This is a genomic window from Chryseobacterium ginsengisoli, from assembly GCF_039542325.1.
In the GTDB taxonomy this organism is placed as follows: domain Bacteria; phylum Bacteroidota; class Bacteroidia; order Flavobacteriales; family Weeksellaceae; genus Chryseobacterium; species Chryseobacterium ginsengisoli.
Genome location: NZ_BAABHX010000008.1, coordinates 113,351 through 135,362, shown reverse-complemented (window position 1 = coordinate 135,362; position 22,012 = coordinate 113,351). Strand labels below are relative to the sequence as shown.

At 33.5% G+C, this 22,012-nt stretch carries 18 protein-coding genes; 12 read left to right on the top strand and 6 right to left on the bottom strand.

The features are described 5' to 3' along the window. The 4 genes from ABD940_RS19770 to lpxB form a co-directional block, all read right to left on the bottom strand. Window positions 1–2,013 carry a fumarate reductase/succinate dehydrogenase flavoprotein subunit gene (locus ABD940_RS19770; protein ID WP_345207748.1) on the bottom strand — a complete coding sequence of 671 codons (2,013 nt, stop codon included), beginning with the start codon at window positions 2,011–2,013 and terminating at the stop codon, window positions 1–3. 15 nt (window positions 2,014–2,028) lie between these two features. Beyond that, on the bottom strand, window positions 2,029–2,691 hold the full coding sequence (locus ABD940_RS19765; RefSeq protein ID WP_345207745.1) for a succinate dehydrogenase cytochrome b subunit: 663 nt from the start codon (window positions 2,689–2,691) through the stop codon (window positions 2,029–2,031). Between the two features lie 143 nt (window positions 2,692–2,834). Then, complete coding sequence (locus ABD940_RS19760; RefSeq protein ID WP_345207743.1) at window positions 2,835–4,604, bottom strand: ComEC/Rec2 family competence protein; 1,770 nt, start codon at window positions 4,602–4,604, stop codon at window positions 2,835–2,837. A gap of 148 nt (window positions 4,605–4,752) precedes the next feature. Then, window positions 4,753–5,856, bottom strand: coding sequence for a lipid-A-disaccharide synthase (gene lpxB / locus ABD940_RS19755; protein ID WP_345207742.1), 1,104 nt, complete (start codon window positions 5,854–5,856; stop codon window positions 4,753–4,755). Window positions 5,857–5,934: 78 nt separating this feature from the next. On the opposite strand from lpxB, the gene ABD940_RS19750 reads away from it, so the two are divergent. Together ABD940_RS19750 and ABD940_RS19745 are read left to right on the top strand one after the other, a co-directional pair. Further along, complete coding sequence (locus tag ABD940_RS19750) at window positions 5,935–6,444, top strand: DUF2480 family protein (protein WP_345207740.1); 510 nt, start codon at window positions 5,935–5,937, stop codon at window positions 6,442–6,444. Between the two features lie 126 nt (window positions 6,445–6,570). After that, window positions 6,571–7,227, top strand: coding sequence for a DUF937 domain-containing protein (locus ABD940_RS19745; RefSeq protein ID WP_345207738.1), 657 nt, complete (start codon window positions 6,571–6,573; stop codon window positions 7,225–7,227). A gap of 63 nt (window positions 7,228–7,290) precedes the next feature. On the opposite strand, the gene ABD940_RS19740 is transcribed toward ABD940_RS19745, so the two are convergent. Next, window positions 7,291–7,410 (bottom strand): 30S ribosomal protein THX, encoded by a 120-nt coding sequence (locus ABD940_RS19740; protein ID WP_345207736.1) that lies wholly within the window; start codon window positions 7,408–7,410, stop codon window positions 7,291–7,293. Between the two features lie 84 nt (window positions 7,411–7,494). After that, on the bottom strand, window positions 7,495–8,889 hold the full coding sequence (locus ABD940_RS19735) for an MATE family efflux transporter (RefSeq protein WP_345207732.1): 1,395 nt from the start codon (window positions 8,887–8,889) through the stop codon (window positions 7,495–7,497). Between the two features lie 207 nt (window positions 8,890–9,096). On the opposite strand from ABD940_RS19735, the gene ABD940_RS19730 reads away from it, so the two are divergent. The 10 genes from ABD940_RS19730 (at window position 9,097) to ligD (ending at window position 22,010) form a co-directional block, all read left to right on the top strand. Next, the gene (locus tag ABD940_RS19730) at window positions 9,097–9,693 is read left to right on the top strand and encodes a DUF2975 domain-containing protein (protein ID WP_345207730.1); all 597 of its coding nucleotides are present in this window, start codon (window positions 9,097–9,099) and stop codon (window positions 9,691–9,693) included. A 3-nt stretch (window positions 9,694–9,696) separates the two neighbouring features. After that, the gene (locus ABD940_RS19725) at window positions 9,697–9,903 is read left to right on the top strand and encodes a helix-turn-helix domain-containing protein (protein ID WP_039365153.1); all 207 of its coding nucleotides are present in this window, start codon (window positions 9,697–9,699) and stop codon (window positions 9,901–9,903) included. A 132-nt stretch (window positions 9,904–10,035) separates the two neighbouring features. Then, entirely contained in the window at window positions 10,036–12,213 is a 2,178-nt protein-coding gene (locus tag ABD940_RS19720) for a S41 family peptidase (RefSeq protein ID WP_345207728.1), read from the top strand. Between the two features lie 205 nt (window positions 12,214–12,418). After that, window positions 12,419–13,648 (top strand): right-handed parallel beta-helix repeat-containing protein, encoded by a 1,230-nt coding sequence (locus ABD940_RS19715; RefSeq protein WP_345207726.1) that lies wholly within the window; start codon window positions 12,419–12,421, stop codon window positions 13,646–13,648. 16 nt (window positions 13,649–13,664) lie between these two features. Further along, entirely contained in the window at window positions 13,665–14,444 is a 780-nt protein-coding gene (locus ABD940_RS19710) for a T9SS type A sorting domain-containing protein (protein WP_345207724.1), read from the top strand. Window positions 14,445–14,615: 171 nt separating this feature from the next. Then, window positions 14,616–16,370 carry an aspartate--tRNA ligase gene (gene aspS / locus ABD940_RS19705; protein WP_345207722.1) on the top strand — a complete coding sequence of 585 codons (1,755 nt, stop codon included), beginning with the start codon at window positions 14,616–14,618 and terminating at the stop codon, window positions 16,368–16,370. A 34-nt stretch (window positions 16,371–16,404) separates the two neighbouring features. Further along, entirely contained in the window at window positions 16,405–18,570 is a 2,166-nt protein-coding gene (locus ABD940_RS19700; protein ID WP_345207720.1) for a hypothetical protein, read from the top strand. 118 nt (window positions 18,571–18,688) lie between these two features. Beyond that, the gene (gene ku, locus ABD940_RS19695; protein ID WP_345207718.1) at window positions 18,689–19,474 is read left to right on the top strand and encodes a non-homologous end joining protein Ku; all 786 of its coding nucleotides are present in this window, start codon (window positions 18,689–18,691) and stop codon (window positions 19,472–19,474) included. Continuing rightward, the gene (locus ABD940_RS19690) at window positions 19,474–20,076 is read left to right on the top strand and encodes a DNA polymerase ligase N-terminal domain-containing protein (protein ID WP_345207716.1); all 603 of its coding nucleotides are present in this window, start codon (window positions 19,474–19,476) and stop codon (window positions 20,074–20,076) included. The genes ku and ABD940_RS19690 overlap by 1 nt, the downstream gene beginning before the upstream one ends. Window positions 20,077–20,153: 77 nt before the next feature. Beyond that, entirely contained in the window at window positions 20,154–22,010 is a 1,857-nt protein-coding gene (ligD, locus tag ABD940_RS19685) for a DNA ligase D (RefSeq protein ID WP_345207714.1), read from the top strand. Window positions 22,011–22,012: the final 2 nt, after the last annotated feature.

Genomic DNA, 22,012 nt, shown 5'->3' with positions numbered 1-22,012 from the left:
TTATTTGTAACTTCTTGCTTTAACTTCAATGTTTTCGTAGATCAAGTCTTCTTTGTGCAGAACTTCTGTTGTAATATCATCAGTTTGATATTCCCAAGCTCCAACATATTTAAAGTTAACATCATCTCTTTCTGCTTCACCTTCCGGAGTAGCATGATCTTCTCTGAAGTGTCCTCCACAAGATTCGTTTCTATGTAAAGCATCGATAGCCATCAATTGACCAAGCTCGATAAAGTCTGCAACTCTGAATGCTTTTTCAAGCTCAGTGTTCATTCCATCAGCATCACCAGGAACCTTTACATCTGCCCAGAATTCTTTTTTAACCTGAGCGATTTCAGCGATAGCTTCTTTCAAACCTTCAGGAGTTCTTCCCATTCCTACCTTATTCCACATGATGTGTCCTAATTTTTTGTGGAAATGATCTACTGAGTGAGTTCCTTTATTATTTAAGAAGAAATCTACTTTATCTTTAATTTCTTTTTCAGCTTTGTCAAAATCTGCAGAATTCGTAGGAATCGCTCCAGTTCTGATATCCGCTGAAAGGTAATCTGCAATAGTATAAGGAAGTACGAAATATCCGTCTGCCAAACCTTGCATCAAAGCAGAAGCTCCCAATCTGTTTGCTCCGTGATCTGAGAAGTTAGCTTCTCCAACAACGAAACATCCAGGAATTGTAGATTGTAAGTTATAATCAACCCAAACACCACCCATTGTATAGTGAACTGCAGGATAGATCTTCATTGGCGTTTTATAAGGATCATCAGCTGTAATCTTTTCGTACATTACGAATAAGTTACCATATTTTTCTTCGATCCAAGCTTTTCCTAAATCATAGATCTGTTGATCTGTAGGATTGTGAATATGTTTTTCGATAGCGGCTTCTTTACCTTTTTTGATGATCTCTGTAGAGAAATCTAAGTAAACACCTTCTTTTGTATCATTATTTTCGATTCCGAAACCAGCATCACATCTTTCCTTACCAGCTCTTGACGCAACGTCTCTAGGCACTAAGTTTCCGAATGCAGGATATCTTCTTTCTAAATAATAATCTCTATCTTCTTCTTTAATATTTTCAGGTCTAAGTTTTCCTTCTCTGATGGCTACAGAATCTTCAATTTTCTTAGGAACCCAGATTCTCCCTGAGTTTCTAAGAGATTCAGACATCAAAGTCAGTTTAGACTGTTGCGTTCCGTGAACCGGAATACAAGTTGGGTGAATCTGTACATAACAAGGGTTTGCGAAATACGCTCCTTTTTTGTGGATTTTCCAAGCTGCAGAAACGTTTGATCCCATTGCGTTTGTAGAAAGGAAATATACGTTTCCGTAACCTCCAGAAGCAATTACAACAGCGTGAGCAGAATGTCTTTCGATTTCACCTGTTACTAAGTTTCTTGCAATGATCCCTCTTGCTTTTCCGTCTACGATTACCAACTCCATCATTTCGTGACGGTTGTACATTTTAATTCTTCCTTTACCAATTTGACGGCTCATTGAAGAATATGCACCTAATAATAATTGTTGTCCGGTTTGTCCTTTAGCATAAAAAGTTCTTTTTACCTGAACTCCACCAAATGAACGGTTATCTAACTGACCGCCGTAATCTCTACCGAAAGGAACTCCCTGAGAAACGCACTGGTCGATAATATTTGCAGAAACTTCAGCCAATCTGTAAACGTTTGCCTCTCTTGCTCTATAGTCACCACCTTTAATAGTATCATAGAACAATCTGTACGTAGAGTCACCGTCTCCTTGATAGTTTTTAGCTGCGTTGATCCCCCCTTGAGCTGCAATAGAGTGCGCTCTTCTTGGAGAATCTTGGTAGCAGAATGCTTTTACATTATATCCTTGCTCAGCCAGAGTAGCTGCAGCAGAACCACCTGCCAAACCTGTACCTACAACAATAATATCAATCTTATCTCTGTTGTTTGGTGCAACAAGGTTCATATGGTCTTTATGATTTTTCCACTTATCCTTTAAAGGACCTGCTGGAATTTTAGAATCTAATTTACTCATATTAGTATATTGATATTATTGAGTTACAAAGTGAAAAATTGCGATAAAAATAAAACCTGCAGGAATAAGGATTGAATACCATTTTCCGAAAGCTTTAATTACTGGAGTGTATTTCGGATGTCTTGCCCCGATAGACTGGAAAGAAGACTGGAAACCGTGTGCCAAGTGTAATCCCAATAAAACAAAAGCAATTACATATAAAGCCACTCTCCAGATGTCTGCAAACTTCTCGTGAAGTTCCGGCCAGAAACGTTGTGAATCAGGAGCAATTCCTTGTACATACTTGTAATCAATTTCATGCCACCAGAAATCATAGAAATGAAGTGCCAGAAAAGCTAAAACAACAGCTCCGGAAATAATCATATTTCTGGACATCCATGATGAGTTCACAGAAGGATTGTTTGATGCGTACTTTACAGGACGCGCTTTGTTATTCTTAATTTCCAGTACAAATCCCATAATGAAATGGAAAAAAACCGCAAAACCAAGAATAGGCTGCATTAAGAACTGCACAAAAGGATTATAGCCCATGAAATCTGATGCTGTATTGAAGCCATCACGATTCAGGACTGATAACAAATTGGTCGTCAAATGCAGTATAAGAAAGATCAGCAAAAATAAAGCTGATAATGCCATAGCATATTTTCTACCTATCGTAGAACTCGTTAAACCTGCCATATAAGTTTAAATTTGAATTTCCACAAAATTAAGAAATGTTAACTATATCAAAAAGTGAGAAATCTCACAATTAGTCAGTTTGTAATCTTTCTAAATAAGATTTGAAATCTCGTAAATAAAGGAAAAACAGAAAAGCTTAACAATTAATTTATGTCATAAATTTTGCCGTTGTAAACAACTTTTTGTACAGCATCTGGCAAAGTTTTTATCTCAAATTTATCCATCCTTCTCGAGGAACAGTAAGGATTAACAATAAACTGTATAATTTTCTGTCTATCTGAATTTTCTTTAATCCAAAAGCAAACTTCTTTTCCTTTTTTTATTGATAAAACTTTATTTTTAGAAAAATCATAAAGTAAAACTTCAGATTGTTGGTTTTCATAAAAATTAAAGCTGATTCTTAAAATGAAAAATGCAAAAACAGCTATCATTAACCTAGAAAAATTTCTATAGTTAAATTTTAAAATAGTAAACCTCATCAAATAAACAATAAGGAACAATGAAAAAACTTCCGCCAGATTCATTGAGATATTTTCAAAAAACAATGTATCAAAGTCCGCAAACCAATGAATAATCTTTAATAAAAGCTGAATAATGAAATCGTAAACGATATTTATGAATCCAAAATCAAGACGAAGAGCAATCAAAGCTGTCATTAAAAACGAGAAAACGATAATCACCTCCGAAAATGGAACGATGAAAAAATTAGCAATAATTGAAATAAAAGAAAACTGGTGAAAATAATACAAAACCAAAGGAAGTGTAGTCAATTGTGCCGAAATGGAAATCGAAACTGTATTAAAGATCAATTTTTTAAACCAATTATTCTGTCTTGGGAAATAATTTAAAATCGGCTGATTCAACCAAAAAATCCCTAAAACGGCAAGAAAGCTTAGCTGAAATCCTACGTCAAAAATCTGTTGTGTATCAAAAATTAAAATAATAAAAGCCGACAACGACAAAGAATGCAATAAATCCGGTTTTCTTTGAAGTAAAACGTAGATAAAATAAATGCTCAACATCAAACTTGAACGAACGACAGAACTTCCAAATCCAATAAAAACTGTAAACAGCCAAATAAAAATTAAGCTTGAAATAATGGCATATTTTCTAAATTTTAAAGGTAAAACTTTAATTAATAAAAAATAAAACAATCCGAAGATCACAACGATATGTGTTCCTGAAATTGCCAGAAAATGCACCAATCCAGATCTGTTAAAATCCAGAACGGTTTGAGCATCAATCTCGGTTCGGTCTGCAAGAATAATTCCTTTTAAAAATTCTTTTGATTGTGGTGAGATTTCCGTTTTGCCAATATTTTGCAGAACATCAAGCCTTTTCTGAGAAAATTTCTCATTAAAATTCAGATCATTTCTCTCAGCAACAGCAATTTCATCATTCACATAACATTGATATTCAATATTTTTCCTCTGAAGGTATTTTGCATAATCAAACTGAAAATTATACTGCGGAGATTTTGGTTTTGAAATATAAATTTGCGTTTTATAATAATGATTGAAATCTAGCTCTTTTTCACTTTTTGGAACATATAAAACAATGTTGAAACTTTCGCTTCTTACATTTGCTGTTGCTTCATATTTTCTATATTTCTCATTAGAATTCAGCTTTTTAGAGATTTTAAAAACAATAGTTTCATTTTTAGAAATCAAATTATTTTGAGAAGAAAAAGTATTGAAAAAATGCAGGACAATTCCGGCTCCGAAAAACATTAAACCCAGCAAATATGTTTTTGCCCGATGTAAAAAATATGATTTGGAAAATGTTGAAATTAAAATAATCAGACAAATTCCTACAATCGCGTAAATAAAATTTTCATCTAAAGAAAAAAAATCTTGAAAGAAAATTCCAAGGATAAAGCAGATCACGAGAATAAGAAGCGATTGTTTATTCAATTTCAAAATTTGTGTGATCCAAAAATATTTATTCGGATAAAAATTCGCAAATCAAAATTTTAAAATTTTTCAAAACGCGCGCAATTCTTCGTAGAAAAGAAAAATCGTAGAAAATTTTTCTACGATTCTTTATAAATTGTTTAAATTTTTACACCTTCAAAATCACCTCAGCCGCATTATCACTCGCACCTTTTCCTCCCAGTTTTTCTCTCAGCGCTTCGTAATCTTTCAAAACCTGAGATCTTTTTTCGCCTTCCAGAACCTTTTTCAGTTCTTCGACGAGGTTTTTGGTATTTAAGTCATTTTGAATTAGTTCCTTTACAACTTCTCTATCCATAATTAAATTTACCAGAGAAATATATTTGATATTTTTAACTAATCTTTTTGCAATCGCATAAGAGACTTTACTTCCGCGATAACAGACCACTTCGGGAACATTTAATAGAGCCGTTTCCAAAGTTGCAGTTCCGGAAGTCACTAAGGCAGCTTTTGAACATCTTAGCAAATCATAAGTCTTATTCGAAACAAAATGCACATTTTCATCTACATAACTCTGATAAAACTCTTTCGGAAGACTTGGTGCTCCTGCAATAACGAATTGATATTCTTTAAAATAAGGTCTTACGGAAAGCATCATTTCCAACATTTTTTCCACTTCCTGTTTTCTGGAGCCGGGTAATAAAGCGATGATTTCTTTTTCGTTTAAACCATTTTCTTTTTTAAAATTTTCAATATTAATATCTTGAAGTGTCGAAATCGCGTCCAATAACGGATGTCCCACAAAATGCGAATGAACACCATGTTTTTTATAGAAATCTTCTTCAAACGGAAGAATCACCATCATTTCATCAACATATTTTTTGATGATCTCTACCCTTCCCTCTTTCCAAGCCCAAAGTTGTGGAGAAATATAATAAACCACTTTTATTCCTAATTCTTTGGCGAATTTTGCGATCCTTAAATTGAATCCCGGATAATCAACTAGAACTAAAACATCGGGTATGTTCTTTTTGATATCTTCTTTGCAGAATTTAATATTATTCAGAATCGTTCGCAGGTTCATGGCTACTTCCAAAAAGCCCATAAAAGCCAGATCTCTGTAATGTTTTACTAAAGTTCCGCCTTGTGCTTTCATCAGATCTCCACCCCAAAATCTGAATTCTGCGTTTGGGTCTTTCTGTTTTAAAGCTTTCATTAAATTACTTCCATGCAAGTCTCCGGAAGCCTCTCCTGCGATAATGTAATATTTCATTTCTATAATTAGAATAGAGAACAAATAAGACGTTGTACGATCTTAATTTGTAAATTTGTTCAAAGATAATGATAAAAAATGTCAGAAGAATTTGAAATCCGAAATAAAGTTGCAGAAAGCGGTCTTATCAATTTTGATATCGCAGACCTTGTTCCGAAAGGGGTAAGAAAAGGTATTGATCTTAAAGATTTTCTTTTCATGGAAATGATCTTAAAGGAAAAAGATTTCCGCGAAAAAGTTGCAGCAATTGATACTGAAGAATACCGTGACGCTTATGTTTATGTTTATAACTCTGCGGATGCAATTGTTCCACTGTGGGCATATTTTCTAATCACAGCCAAGCTTACTGCAGTAACTAAAAAGATAGTTTTTGGAAACCGTGAAGACCTGGAAGTTCTTTTAATGCATAATGCTGTTCAAAGACATGATTTTGAAGAGATGAGAGGAAAAAGAGTCTTGGTGAAAGGCTGTTCAGACAAAGAAATTCCTGAAAATGCTTATATTGAACTGGTAGAACAATTGCAACCTCTTGTAAAGTCGCTAATGTTTGGCGAAGCTTGTTCAAATGTTCCGATTTTAAAAAATTAAACAATTGTAAATCAATTAATTATATAAAATATAAGAAATTAATTTCAATTTTTAATTAAAAAAAATCTTTGGGGAATATTTTTTGATAACTTTGATCTACTTTAAACAATAAAATAAACACAAACTATGAGTTTAATCGACCTACTTACAGGTAGCACGAGCAACCAGGTTGCTGAACAGGCTGAGAACAAGTTCGGAATCAGCAAAACGCAAATTATTGCTTTATTGGCAGTAGCTGCACCGCTTATCATTTCTTACCTTAGAAACAAGTCTCAGGATTCCAACGAAGCTGAAGCTTTGAACAATGCTTTGGATAAAGATCACGACGGAAGTATTCTCGATGATGTTTCTCAGGCAGATGCAAGACAGGCAGAAGGCGGCTCTATCCTAAGTCATATTTTTGGTGGTGAAAAACAAAACGTAGAAAACCAGTTGTCTCAGAACACAGGAATCTCTATTGACAAGATCGGACCGATTTTATCAATGTTGGCTCCGGTAATTATGGGATATATCGGACGAGAAAAACAACAGAATAATGTTGGAGCAGGAGGTTTAGGAGATCTTTTGGGAGGAATTCTTGGGAATGCTTCTAATCAGGCTCAAGCTCAGCAATCAAGCCCATTGAATGACATTTTAGGAAGTGTTCTTGGTGGCGGACAATCGCAATCTTCGGGAAATCCTTTGAATGATATTCTGGGAAGCGTTCTTGGAGGAGGTAATCAACAGCAACAACAAGGCGGTGGCGGATTAGGTGGTCTCCTTGGAGGATTGTTTGGAAAATAAAATAATTTAATTTGTAATAACAAAAAAGACCGGAGAAATTGATCTTCGGTCTTTTTTATTTGCTTAATTTTTTGCTTTTTCTTCGGAAGCTGCCACTGATTTCGAAGCTTTTTTAGGTCTTCTTTTTCCGTAACTTCCATTGTTGATTTTTCCTCTTCTTGATTTTTTGTCTCCTTTTCCCATAGTAATAAATTTTAGTTGATTATTACGAATTTAGAAAATACAGCTTTAAAATCAAAGATTTAGGTTGTTAAAATTTTTATAAAACTAAACTTTCACTGTTTTCCATTTTCCTCTTTTAAATAAAATAAAGGCAACAACTGTAATTAAAGTTTCTGCTACCGGAATCGAAATAAAAACTCCTTTCGGTCCCATTCCAAAATGTTTTGAAAGAAAATATGCCAACGGAATCTGAAACAACCAAAATCCGCAAAGATTTACCCAAGTCGGAGTCCATGTATCTCCCGCTCCGTTAAAAGCATTGATCATCACCATTCCTATTCCATAGAAAACAAATCCTACAGCCATTATGTGTAAGGCATTGGTTGCAATATTTTTAATTTCAGTTTCATTCGTGAAAAACCCGACCAGAAAATCACCCAGAAAAAAGAAAATTATACTTACTGTCACCATAAAAATCACATTATATTTTACAGTTTTCATAACGGATTGTTCAGCTCTAAGCATTTCATTCGCTCCCATATTTTGTCCGACTAATGTTGATGCAGCATTGCTCAATCCCCAAGCGGGAAGCATAAAGAACATCATTAATCGTAAAGCGGTTTGATAACCTGCAGAAGCATCTTCATGACCTGTAGTTGCAACTAATTGTGCTAAAAAAATCCAGCTACAAGAAGCAATGACAAACTGAAAAATTCCGGGAGTTGCAATTTTTACAACAGATTTTATAATTTCAAAATTTGGTTTAAAATATTTTGTCTGAATTTTAATCTGCGTATCTGCAATCAAAAGATAATACAACTGATACATTACTCCTATACTTCTTCCGATTGTTGTGGCAAGAGCCGCTCCTGTCAATCCCATAGCAGGAATCGGTCCGAAACCTTTAATTAAAACCGGACAAAGGATAATATTTGCAATATTGGCGATCCAAAGAGATTTCATAGCAACTGCAGCATTTCCCGCTCCTCTGAAAATTCCGTTGATCAAAAATAAAAGCATAATGATCACACTACTTCCCATCATGATTCTTGTGAAGTCTTTTCCGTAAGCTGCAGCTTCAGGTTTTGAACCCATCAGAATTAAAATTTCTTCGGCGTAAATCACTCCGAATAAACTTAAAATAAAAGTCACAGCAAAAGAAACCAATAAAACCTGCGCTGCACTTCTGGAAGCCTGTTCAGGATTTTTCTCCCCGATTCTTCTTGCGACCATCGCCGTTGCAGCCATACTCATCCCGATTGCAATAGAATACATTACTGAAAGCACAGATTCTGTTAAACCGACTGTCTGTATCGCAAATCCGCTTTCTTTAAGATGCCCGACAAAGTACAGATCAACCAAAGCAAATACAGATTCCATTGCCATTTCCAGCATCATTGGAATTGCCAAAAGAAGAACTGCACTTCTTATGGATGCTTTAGTATAATCGACTTCTTCGCCGCTTAAAGCTTTTTTTATAAAGGCAAAATACTTCGTCATAATCCTGTCATTTAAGTTTCCAACAAAAATATAGATTCAAAAATGATTATAACTTGGCATAGGGAAAGTTTTATGAAAAAAGATTTTGAACACCTTTCTCAAGACATTTTTTATGAACTTCAAAAAAAGAAGTAATAAAATTTTAATAATTATTTATCGTAAAACAATAATTATTTATACATTTGCAATAATAAAAATAACAAACTCATGAAAATTATCGGAAAAAATTCTCTTTCACAGTATATCAGTTATCTGCTTTTATTTCTGGCTGTTCTTTTTGTTGTTCAACTTATTTATATCATGATCGGGTTTACTGTTTCTTTTTATAATTTTAAAACAGGAAATAATATTCTCTCAGATTTTTTTATCATCGGAACAGACGTTGGTTGGTCTAGAAATCAATGGACTATACCTTTAGATAATATGATAAAATTTAAATTTTTCGTCCCTTTCACTGATCTGAATGTTCTTACAGGAATGTTTAACCTGGGAAATGTTCTCAATCATATTTTCGGATTCATATTTATAACATTGTTTTTTTATATCAGTTATAAATTTTTAAGAGAAATCAGTAAAGAAAACGTATTCAATGCCGATGCTTTACTTTGGCTGAAAAGATTCGGATGGCTTAATATTCTTTATACTGCAATTACATTGGCTACAATTCCTTTTGCCACAAAGAATATATTTGCAGCAACATATTCCGTTATAATATTCTTATTTTTCGGAGCCTTAATATTATTCATCGTCGAATTCTTCAAAAAAGGACTGGAACTTCAGGAACAAGTAGATTTAACAATTTAAATTATGCCAATAATAATCAACGTAGACGTCATGTTGGCGAAAAGGAAAATGCAGTCACAGGAACTTGCCGAAAAAATAGGCATTACACAAGCCAATCTTTCCATTCTTAAGACCGGAAAAGCAAAAGCGGTGAAACTTTCAACATTGGAAGCTATCTGCAAAGCTTTGGATTGTCAACCCGGAGATATCTTGGAATACGTAAAAGATTAAGATTCTTTAAGATTTTTACTTAAAATAATTTGTTAAAATTCTTACCAAAGCTTATAAATTATCTTAAAACCAAAATCATATACCATAAACAACATATCTAACTCATTAGATTTGGAAAAAATTTAATCACTCATGAAAAATTATTTCATTATCCCATTAGCATTTTTGGGCATGACTTCTTTTGCTCAAAACAGAATCGAAAATCTTAATTTCGAAAGTACTGAAAACAACTTTCCAAAAATCTGGAAAATCATCGGAGACAGCTCTGCAAAAGTATTTGCTGACACCAAAGAAAAACAGGAAGGAACAACATCAATCCTTATTGACGCTCCAGAAAAAGGCTTTAAAGGCTTAATGTACACATTACCCCAAAATTATGCCGGTAAAAAAATTACACTTTCCGGCTACATTAAAACTGAAAATGTTTCCAATGGTTTTGCAGGACTTTGGCTGAGAATTGATCCCGAAATCGGCTTTGACAATATGAATAAGCAAGGATTAAAAGGAACAAACGACTGGAAAAAGTACGAAGTAACCCTTGAAATGTCACCGGGAAAAACAGATAAAATTGTTTTCGGAGCATTATTAACCGGAAAAGGAAAAGTGTGGATCGACAATCTGAAAATCACTGTTGACGGAAAAGATATTGAAAATGCTAAAATCTTTGAACAGAAAATAAACAAAGTAAATTCGGATAAAGAATTTGATAACGGTTCAAAAATTTCCAACATCAACCTTGATAAAAATAATGTAGAAAACCTTAAAAAACTAGGCTTAATCTGGGGTTATCTTAAATATTATCATCCAAGTGTTGCGGAAGGAAATTACAATTGGGATTATGAATTTTTTAGAATTTATCCAAAAATTGCCGGAGTTTCTGCGAATCAGAGAGATAAAATTCTATCGGATTGGATTAAAAACTTAGGGAAATTTCAAATTGTAAAAAATTCCGAGCCAAAAGATGTAAAAATAAAGCCTGACCTTGAATGGATAACAAATTCAGGATTTTCACAAGAATTAATGGATCAGCTTTTAAAACTTAAAGACGCTAAAAGACCGAAAGTAAATTATTATGTAGATTTCTTCAGTGGTGTCGGAAATCCTGATTTTAAGAATGAAAATGCTTACAAAAACATGAGTTATCCGGATGAAGGTTTCCGTCTGTTGTCATTATACAGATATTGGAATATCATTCAGTATTATTTTCCTTATAAAAACCTCATCGATGAAGACTGGAAAGGAGTTCTAACTGAATTTATTCCAAAATTTTTAAATGCAAAAGACGAAACGGAATACACTCTTGCTTCATTAGAAATCATCGCAAGAATTCATGATACACACGCTGGAGTTTGGGGAAACAATAAAGCTCTTACAAAATATTTTGGCGAAAGATATTCTCCGGTAAAATTAACTTTTGCCGAAAATAAAGCGGTTGTTAATGATTTTTACAATGATGATTTAGGGAAGGAAAGCGGTCTTCAAAAAGGAGATGTCATCACAGAAATCAATGGTGAAAGCATCGATAATATTGTAAAAAACAGATTAAAATATACTCCGGCTTCAAACTATCCGACTCAGTTAAGAAATATTGCTTCTAATCTTTTAAACAGCAACTCTGAAACGATAAATATTAAGTTTTCAAGAAACGGAAAAGAAGAAAGTAAAACGATAAAAACATATACATTTCCTCAGCTTAATTATAAAAAAGAAGCAAAAGATTTCTTCAAAATGCTTGATAATAATGTAGCTTATGTTTACATGGGAAGCGTTGATTCTAAAAAACTTGATGAAACTTTTAATCAAATTAAAAATACAAAAGGACTTGTCATAGATTTCAGAAGCTATCCCTCAGATTTTGTGACCATTAAAATGGGAAGATTATTAAAACCCAACTTAACTGAATTTGTAAAATTTACAAACACTGATAGCAGTCAACCAGGACTTTTCACCTTTACTCCAACCCAAAAAATTCCGGGAGAAGGAAAAAGTTCTTATCAGGGGAAAATTGCAATTTTAATAAACGAAACCACTCAAAGCAGCGCAGAATATCATACAATGGCTTTTAGAACGGCTCCAAATGCAAAAGTTTTTGGCTCAACAACTGCAGGAGCAGACGGAAATGTTTCGGATATAAAACTTCCGGGAAATATTTCAACTATGATCAGCGGAATCGGAGTTTATTATCCCGACGGAAAAGAAACCCAGAGAATAGGAATTGTTCCTGATGTAGAAGTAAAACCAACTGTTGACGGAATTAAAAATAATAAAGATGAAGTATTGGAGAAGGCAGTTGAGTGGATTAAAAACTAATTGTCAAAAATTATAAATCATCACTGGTAATTGTTAATAATAAAATTATTTATTTTAAACCTACCACTTATATTGTCTTTCAAACACTTACCCAATAATAGCAACAACATCTCTGTTGTTGCTATTATGTTTACAATAAATTAATTTTTGTTATAAAAAACATTTATGTATTTTCGCCGACTAATTAAAAAAATAAACTTAATCCATGAAAACAAATTATTTCCTTTGTGCATTGATGTGCATAATGAGTTTTGGAAAAATTAAAGCAGCCGACCTATATGTCCGTGATTTGGGAGCTGGAGGAGCTTATGCCACAATCTCTGAAGCAATAACTGCAGCTAATGATGGTGATCGTATTATCATCAGACCTAAAACAGGGAATATTCCTTACTTAGAGAATCTTACGATTAACAAATCTCTTACTTTTGCTTCTGAAATTAATTTTAATAAGTATTATGTTCAGGGGACTATTTCTATCGTTCCTGCGGTAAACAGAGTAGTTACAATCAACAACATGTATGCTTTTCAAAGTTCAATTGCTACATCAAGCGTAACCTTATCCGGCGGAAGAGCTACTGTAAATATAATTAATTGTACTGTAGATCAGAACATTGATTTAGACAATTCTAAAAATGTCACGGCCAATGTATCCCAAAGCAATTGTGCAAATTTATATTTTGTACATGGAAAAATTACAGCAAATACAATAGAAACTGTTAAATTAACTGACGATGCGGCACCTTTAGCTACAACCGATGTTCAAATTATTGCAAATTCTTTATATTATAATGGGGCATCTTTAAACTCCATAGCTATTACTACCACTAGCTACCCATTAAAAATATACAACAATGATTGTACTATTTATTATCTGAATTATACTACAATCTTACCAGTTCTTGAAATAAGCTCTATTAAAACTGGATCAACAAATCTTATCTTTAACAATCGTTTTTCTTCGAATCATAATGACCCAAGCTATGCTCGTCATACAATAAATATTTCAGCATCATCAACAGGCATTATCAATATCTCTAACAATATTATCAGAAGCCCGAACCCCAGTTATTACGAGATTAATGCCTCTTCTGCCCCAACTGTTATTGCAAACAATAACTTGTGCCCTGCAAATCCATTTAATTCTAGCGGAGTTGACATCTCAAATAACAACTTTTATGATAGTGCTTATTCAATAAATTTAAGCACAGGAACAGCAACTGGTGCCGTTGTTAATGCCGGATTGCCGGATGAAGAATATCAGGATTTGGATCTTACTAGAAACGATATAGGTCCTTTGGGGGGATCAAACTCATGGATGAATTATTGGCCAAATAATGCCGGAAATAAACCAAGAGTAATGTTCCTAAATACACCTAGAAGAGTTTACCAAGGAACTACTACTATCCAAGCTGAAGCAACGGGAATTTCTAAGTAATAAAAATATGATAACAATGAACAAAAAGATATTTATATGTGCTTTTTCGTTATTTGTATTTTTATTTCAAGCACAAGTAAAAATAAATAATGCGGAGTACTTTTGGGATACAGATCCAGGAGAAGGAAGTGCAAATCCACTAACAGCTTTGGATGGTAATTTTGATAATGCTATTGAAGATATTTTGCAAAATAACATTGCGATTCCAGCATCTGCCGGTTTTCATGTTCTTAATGTAAGAATAAAAGATAACCAAGGGGTATGGGGACCAACTTTTAAAAATGTAATTCATACCGGAACACCTTCTATCACAGGAGCGGTAAATCTTACCAATGCAGAATATTTTTGGGATGCAGATCCGGGAGAAGGAAATGCAACTGTTTTAACAGCGGTAGATGGCAGCTTTGATAATGCTGTTGAAAATATTTTACAAAACAACATCCCAATTGCTCAGCCAATAGGTTTTCATATCTTTAATGTAAGAGTAAAAGATAACCAAGGAGTTTGGGGCCCGGCTTTTAAAAATGCTGTTTATATTGAAAGTACTGTTTTAGGAACAAAAGAAGTTAAACTTACCAAGAGTATAGTTTGCTATCCAAATCCTGCAGATGATATTATAAACTTCAATGCAACCGGTAGAATGAATATTTATTCTTCTGAAGGAAGATTAATAATATCTAAAGACAATGTAGATGGAAGCAAAGGAGTAAATGTTTCATCACTTATCAAAGGAAACTACATTTTAACACTAGAAAATAAAGACGGAAGGTTCTCTTCTAAATTTATCAAAAAATAATCCTATTGAAATAAATTCAAATAGTTTTGTAAAAATTTCAATAAATAATATTTTAAAACTTCCTTCGGGAAGTTTTTTTGTTTCTAAAACCTTCAAAAATCTTATCTTTGCAAACGAAAATTAAAGACTCAAAACTTTGGGTCTTAAACATTGAACTTTAAACAAATAATTATGTTTCGATCGCACACAAACGGAGAATTATCTCTGAAAAATCTTAATGAAGAAGTTACACTGTCAGGATGGGTACAAACCATTCGTGATAAAGGATTTATGATTTGGATAGATCTTCGAGATCGTTACGGAATTACTCAGTTGGTTTTCGACCAAGACCGTTCTTCAGCAGAATTAATGGAAAATGCAAAAAAATTGGGTCGTGAATTTGTGATTCAGGTTACAGGAAAAGTAATCGAAAGAGTAAGCAAAAACCCTAATATTCCAACAGGAGAAATTGAAATTTTAGTTGAAAAATTAGAAGTTCTTAATGAATCTCAACTTCCGCCTTTCACGATTGAAGACGAAACGGACGGCGGTGAAGAATTAAGAATGAAATACCGTTATCTGGATATCAGAAGAGCTCCGGTAAGAGATAAATTGATCTTCCGTCACAAAATGGCGCAAAAGGTTAGAAATTATCTTTCTGATGAAGGATTTATCGAGGTTGAGACTCCGGTTTTAATCAAATCTACTCCAGAAGGAGCAAGAGACTTTGTTGTACCTAGCAGAATGAATCCGGGACAGTTTTACGCATTGCCACAGTCTCCGCAGACTTTCAAACAATTGTTGATGGTTGGTGGAATGGATAAATATTTTCAGATTGTGAAATGTTTCCGTGATGAGGATTTGAGAGCTGACAGACAGCCGGAATTTACACAAATCGATTGCGAAATGGCTTTTGTAGAACAGGAAGATGTGATGAATGTTTTTGAAGGAATGACGAAAACGTTGATTAAAGATATTACGGGTCAGGAATTCGGAACATTTCCAAGAATGACGTTCGCGGATGCGATGCAGAAATACGGAAATGATAAACCGGATATCCGTTTCGGAATGGAATTCATTGAATTGAATGAATTAGTTAAAGGAAAAGATTTCAAAATATTTGATGACGCAGAATTGGTTGTCGGAATCAATGTTGAAGGATGTGCAGATTATACGAGAAAACAAATCGACGAGCTTGTTGATTGGGTTAAAAGACCACAAATCGGGGCTTCAGGAATGGTTTGGGCTAAATTCCAGAATGATGGAGTAAAAACTTCTTCTGTGAATAAATTCTACAATGAGGAAGATTTAGCTAAAATCATCGAGAAATTCGGCGCAAAAGAAGGCGATTTAATGTTAATCCTTTCTGGAAACGAGCACAAAGTAAGAACCCAGCTTTCTGCTTTGAGAATGGAGCTTGGAAATCGTTTGGGATTAAGAAAAGGAGACGTTTTTGCTCCACTTTGGGTTGTTGACTTCCCGTTATTAGAATTTGACGAAGAAAGCGGACGTTACCACGCAATGCACCACCCTTTCACCTCTCCAAAACCGGAAGATATCCATTTATTGGAAACTGATCCTGGAAAAGCAAGAGCCAACGCTTACGATATGGTGTTGAACGGAAACGAAATCGGCGGTGGTTCGATCAGAATTTTCGATAAAGATTTACAATCAAGAATGTTTGATTTATTAGGATTCTCGAAAGAAGAAGCAGAAGCTCAGTTCGGATTCTTAATGAACGCGTTTAAATACGGAGCACCTCCTCACGGTGGTTTGGCTTTCGGATTTGACCGTTTGGTAGCTATTTTGGATGGAAACGAAGTGATCAGAGATTATATTGCATTCCCGAAAAATAATTCAGGACGAGATGTAATGATTGATGCGCCGGCTGCAATTGCTAACGAACAACTCGATGAATTGGAGCTGAAATTAAATTTAAAAGCATAAATTAGAAGCGGAGATTTTTCTCCGCTTTTTTATTATGAAAAAACTAATACCACTACTCTTTCTACTTTTCATCAATCTCTTTAATTGTCAATACGCAGAAGGACAATATTCCGAAAGTGAGATTTATAAATTAAAATTAAGAATTGAAAAAGGTGACAGCAAGGCTTTATATGAATTAATTCCTTACTTTGACAGTAAAAAAATTCTCTCTGAGAATCTGGGACACCATTATCTGGAAACAGAAGAATCTTATCTTGCAAAGCGAGCCGTTGAAGAAAATTTTATGTTTCCTGAAACTGCAATTAATCTCACAGAAATAAAAAGTGCTGAAAATTATTCTGATTTTTTAAACAAGAATAAAAATAAAATAAAATATTATCCAGAGTTAGAAACATTTTACATAACGCCAATTAATGCCAGAAAAGATTTCGTAGAATTTAGGGAATTGCCGATTGCAAAACTTCAGAAAATTACTAAGAGACGTTCGGAAATTTTAAATAAAGATTGGGTAAAAGCAAAGAGCATTGATTTTTTAATAAAACAAAATAATCCTGAATCTCTTGTAAAAATTTGCGAAGAATTATATCGTCGAAGAGATAAATTTAATGTCTACAACAGAAATGAAGAAGATTTTTTGGATCTTTTAAAAATTTTGTCGCATAAAGATATTAGTTCTGTAGGAAGAAATGATTACAGAGTCTGGGATACTGAAGATTTTAATTTTGATAATAATGCCATTTTAAATTTGCTCATTTATTTTTCAAAAAATTACAAAAACTTTGTTTGGGACAGTTCACTACATTATTTTATCAACAAATCTTTAAAAACTCAAAAAACAGATAATATTGCGAATCTTTTTGAAGATCTTTACAACGAGAACGATTCTATTGCTCTAAACACATTTATTAAACTTTCTCAAAGCGATATCAAAAGAGTAAATGAGATTTGTGCAGAAAAAAGCAGAAATTTTCTTGACAGAACAAATTCTTCACTCCCAATTTTCCCGTTCAGATTTCTAAGTGGATTATCTCAGCTTACATCTTATTATAAACAAAACAATATTGATTTTCAGGGAACAAAAGATCTTCATACACATATTGAAAAATTAAGCTCCGAAATCTCTTTTAAAGAAAGAAGAGAATATGAAAATTATTTAATAAATCATCTGACTTTACAAGACTTAGCTCCTTTGGAATATTGGTCTTTGATCTATGAAAAAAGACCTGAATTGTCTGAATCTGTTTCCCGAATCCTAGACATTTATTATACCGAAAACTGGGATAAAATTATCAACGATGAAAACCAATTGACATTGTACCTTAAAAAATCTTTATTATACAGCAGAATTGGTATCAATGGTAATCTTAATTATTATCTTTTCAAATTCACAGGAAACGGAAATGACGGAATAAAACTTTTAGATAAAATTACATCTAAAGATCCTGATATCACTTTTCAAATAGAAAAAGCAAAGAAAATGTGCCTGAAAAATTTTGATTATCCCGTAGATCCAAAAAAAACATTTGACGGAAATTTTAACAGCCAGAAAGTTGATCTAAACGCCGAAGTTGAAAAATTGAGGATTACAGCAAAAGATAATGATGATTTTGAATATGGTATTTTAAAACTTTTTTCAAAAATTGGTTATTCACAAATTCCGGAAGCTCTCCAGGTTTTAGAAAAATTGAATTTTAAGGAAAACGGATATAAAGACAAATATTCGCTTTTTGAAAGGGATTTTGGATTTTTTATGATCAAAAACTGGAAAGATAAAAAAATAAGAGACGAATTTTTATCCGTATATAAATCACACACCGAAAAGGAACTTTATAGATATTATCTTGATCTTGCAGGAATCGACTATAAAAATAAAGACGGGAATATAAATTATGATAAAATTTATGAAATTCTTAAATTCAATATCGTAACTCCTTTCACAGGTAGTGAAGAACTTGAAAATGAAGTTGGTTCTGTCATTAAGCTTTTAGAACTAGATCAAAATACAACATTAGGATATCCTGATAAACTTTGTAATTCTGCAGGAATGTATATTTGTCCACCATCAGACAGAGCTTGGGAATGGCGAAAATATTTAAAAGATAAAAAGTTGCTTAAAGAAAATCATTCCAAGATTGTTTCATTCAATTACGGTTATTACATTGATAAAGTTCTGATGTATAGAGAAATAAATTCAAAATAAAAACTCTTAAACATTTTGAAGCAAAACCTCAATTCAAGAAAATTTAATTATATACCACATTTAGCAAATTTTCATCGCTCGGCACAATCATTGTACATTTTACTCAAAATAAAGTACAATGAAAGCAATTTGGAACGGCGCCATTGGCTTTGGTTTAGTCAATATTCCGGTAAAGATTTATTCTGCCACGGAAACCAGTAAATTGGATTTGGATATGCTTGATAAGTCTGATTTTTCGAATATTAAATTCAAAAGAGTCAACGAAAAAACAGGCAAAGAAGTCAAATGGGAAAACATAGTGAAAGGTTATCTCATGGACGACAAATACATAGTTTTGGATGATGAAGATTATGCTGCAGCAAGCCCCGAAAAATCGAAAATATTGTCTATTGAACATTTTGTAAAAGAAGCGGAAGTCGACAGTGTTTATTTTGAAAATCCTTATTTTCTTGAGCCTCAGAAAAACGGAGAAAACGCTTACAGACTTTTGATAAAAGCTTTATCCGAAACAAAAATGGTCGGTGTCGGAACTTTCGTTCTTCGTGACAGTGAAGCAATCGGAATGATTCGCCCTTACAATGACGAAGTTTTGGTGCTAAACAGATTACGTTTTGCTCAGGAAATCAGAGATTATACAGATTTAAAAATTCCGGAGAAAAAAGCTCCGAAGCCTGCCGAATTGAAAATGGCAAAAAATCTTATTCAGCAGTTATCTGAAAAATTTGACCCGACTTTTTACAAAAATACCTATTCTGAAGAATTGCTTAAAATCATTAAGAAAAAAGCAAAAGGTAAAACCGTAAAACTTAAAAAGTCAGAACCCGCAAAACAGGGTAAAGTGATTGATTTGATGGCACAATTAAAAGCCAGTTTACAGACTACCAAATCCAAAAACGCATCATAATGGCTCTCAAAGATTACAACGAAAAACGGAAATTCGACGAAACAAGCGAACCGAAAGGAAAAACAAAAAAGAGTAAAGACCAACTTATTTTTGTGATTCAAAGACATGCTGCGTCACGACTTCACTATGATTTCAGACTTGAAATGGAAGGCGTTCTGAAAAGTTGGGCAGTTCCAAAAGGTCCTTCATTAGATCCAAAAGACAAACGTTTGGCTATGATGGTGGAAGATCATCCTTACGATTACAAAGATTTTGAGGGAAATATTCCGGAAGGAAACTATGGAGCGGGACAAGTGGAAGTGTGGGACAGCGGAACTTACGAACCTTTGGATCAAAACAGTAAACTTTCGAATGAAAAAGAATTGCTAAAGGAATTAAAATCAGGTTCATTAAAATTCATTTTGCACGGCAAAAAACTGAAAGGTGAATTTGCTTTGGTTAAAATGAAAAATGCCGAAAATAACGCATGGCTTCTTATTAAACATAAAGATGATTTTGCTGAAGAAAAGTATGATGCGGAAGAAAATACAGCCAAAAACTCTCAGGTCACCAAATTTTTAGAGGAAAAAAAAAGCCTAAAAAACAGCAAAAAGAAGTCATAACTTCTGAAACAAAACCAAAATTTCAACGATTCAATTCTTTAGTAGACGAAAAAAAATTAGAGAATTTCATCAAACCGATGCTTGCAAAACCTTTTGAAAAAGCATTCAATGATGAAGACTGGATTTTCGAAATAAAATGGGACGGTTATCGCGCTATTGCAGATCTCAGCCAAAAACAACCTCTCTTCTACTCCCGAAACGGAATTTCATTTTTGTCAAAATTTGAAAAAGTGTCGCAGGATTTCGAAAATCAGAAACATAAAATGATTTTGGATGGTGAAATTGTTGCTTACGATGAAAACGGAAGACCCAATTTTCAATTGCTTCAACAGATTGGTGAAAATCCTGATTTAGCCTTGACTTATCAGGTTTTTGATATTTTGTGGCTTAATGGTCATTCGACTGAAGAAATCCCTTTAATTCAGCGAAAAGAACTTTTAAAAGAAGCTTTGGTTGAAACGGATGTTATCAAATATTGCGATCACGTTCCCGAAAAAGGCATTGAATTTTTTAATCAAATGAAAAAAATGAAGCTGGAAGGAATGATTGCTAAAAAATCCGACAGTCTTTATGTAGAAAATCACAGAACTACGGATTGGCTGAAAATAAAATTCACCAACACAGAAGAAGTGATAATTTGTGGATTTACAGAACCTCGCGGAACAAGAGAAGGTTTTGGAGCCTTGATTTTAGGAAAATATATTGACGGAAAATTGATTTATTCCGGACATACAGGAACTGGTTTTAATAAAGAATCATTGAATCTGCTTCATGAAAGACTGAAAAAATTAATTATAAAAACTTCACCGTTTGAAACAATTCCAAAAACGAACTCGCCTGTAACATGGACAAAACCCGAATTGGTCTGTGAAATAAAATACTCTGAAATTACCAAAGACGGAATCTTCCGCCATCCTGTTTTTGTGGCAATTCGTGAGGATAAAAACCCTGAAGATGTAAACGAAAAACCTAAAGAAATGAAAGCTAAAACTCCCACAAAAAGCACAAAAATTTCCGAAAAAGAAAAGGAAATCACGTTGAATAAACACAATGTAAAACTAACTAATCAGGATAAAATTTATTTTCCAAAAGATGAAATTACAAAAGGCGATGTGATAGAATATTATCAGTCGATTGCAGAATATATTTTACCACATTTGAAAAACCGTCCGCTTTCTTTAAACCGTTTTCCTAATGGAATTGAAGAGCAAGGATTTTATCAGAAAGATGCAAGTGATAATATTCCTGATTGGATAAAAACGACCCAGGTTTATTCCGAATCCAACGACAAGTACATCGATTATATTTACTGCAACGATAAGGCAACTTTAGCTTATCTGAACAATTTAGGCTGTATTGATATGAATCCGTGGAACTCCTCACTTCCCGATTTAGAACATCCTGATTATCTGGTTTTGGATCTGGATCCTTCGAAGAAAAATACCTTTGATGATGTGATTGAAACCGCTTTACAAGTAAATGAAGTTTTAGAATCTATAAAAATTAAAGGATATTGTAAAACTTCCGGAAGTACGGGAATTCATATTTATGTTCCGATGGGTGGAAAATATGATTTTGACCAGGTGAAAGATTTCGCGAATATTCTCATGAAGCAAGTCAATGAAAAATTGCCAAAACTTACGACTTTAGAAAGAAGTTTACAGAAACGTGATGATAAGAAAATTTATTTGGATTATCTTCAAAACAGAACTGGGCAGACTTTGGCGAGTGCTTATAGTTTACGTCCAAAAGAAGGTGCTTCCGTTTCGATGCCTTTGGAATGGGAAGAATTGAAAAAAGGATTAAAACCGACTGATTTTAATATTCATAATGCATTGGAAAGAATTAAAGAAAGAGGCGATTTATTTAAGCCTGTTTTGGGAAAGGGAATTAATATGATGAAGGCGTTGGAATTGTTGCAGGATGTTGAATAAAA

Coding starts and splice junctions, on each gene's coding strand:
- ABD940_RS19750 (WP_345207740.1), top strand. CDS start 5,935: ATGTCAGAAGAATTTGAAATCCGAAATAAAGTTGCAGAAAGCGGTCTT.
- aspS (WP_345207722.1), top strand. CDS start 14,616: ATGTTTCGATCGCACACAAACGGAGAATTATCTCTGAAAAATCTTAAT.
- ABD940_RS19700 (WP_345207720.1), top strand. CDS start 16,405: ATGAAAAAACTAATACCACTACTCTTTCTACTTTTCATCAATCTCTTT.
- ABD940_RS19710 (WP_345207724.1), top strand. CDS start 13,665: ATGAACAAAAAGATATTTATATGTGCTTTTTCGTTATTTGTATTTTTA.
- ABD940_RS19735 (WP_345207732.1), bottom strand. CDS start 8,889: ATGACGAAGTATTTTGCCTTTATAAAAAAAGCTTTAAGCGGCGAAGAA.
- ABD940_RS19770 (WP_345207748.1), bottom strand. CDS start 2,013: ATGAGTAAATTAGATTCTAAAATTCCAGCAGGTCCTTTAAAGGATAAG.
- ABD940_RS19745 (WP_345207738.1), top strand. CDS start 6,571: ATGAGTTTAATCGACCTACTTACAGGTAGCACGAGCAACCAGGTTGCT.
- ABD940_RS19690 (WP_345207716.1), top strand. CDS start 19,474: ATGGCTCTCAAAGATTACAACGAAAAACGGAAATTCGACGAAACAAGC.
- ABD940_RS19740 (WP_345207736.1), bottom strand. CDS start 7,410: ATGGGAAAAGGAGACAAAAAATCAAGAAGAGGAAAAATCAACAATGGA.
- ABD940_RS19715 (WP_345207726.1), top strand. CDS start 12,419: ATGAAAACAAATTATTTCCTTTGTGCATTGATGTGCATAATGAGTTTT.
- lpxB (WP_345207742.1), bottom strand. CDS start 5,856: ATGAAATATTACATTATCGCAGGAGAGGCTTCCGGAGACTTGCATGGA.
- ligD (WP_345207714.1), top strand. CDS start 20,154: ATGCTTGCAAAACCTTTTGAAAAAGCATTCAATGATGAAGACTGGATT.
- ku (WP_345207718.1), top strand. CDS start 18,689: ATGAAAGCAATTTGGAACGGCGCCATTGGCTTTGGTTTAGTCAATATT.
- ABD940_RS19765 (WP_345207745.1), bottom strand. CDS start 2,691: ATGGCAGGTTTAACGAGTTCTACGATAGGTAGAAAATATGCTATGGCA.
- ABD940_RS19725 (WP_039365153.1), top strand. CDS start 9,697: ATGCCAATAATAATCAACGTAGACGTCATGTTGGCGAAAAGGAAAATG.
- ABD940_RS19730 (WP_345207730.1), top strand. CDS start 9,097: ATGAAAATTATCGGAAAAAATTCTCTTTCACAGTATATCAGTTATCTG.
- ABD940_RS19720 (WP_345207728.1), top strand. CDS start 10,036: ATGAAAAATTATTTCATTATCCCATTAGCATTTTTGGGCATGACTTCT.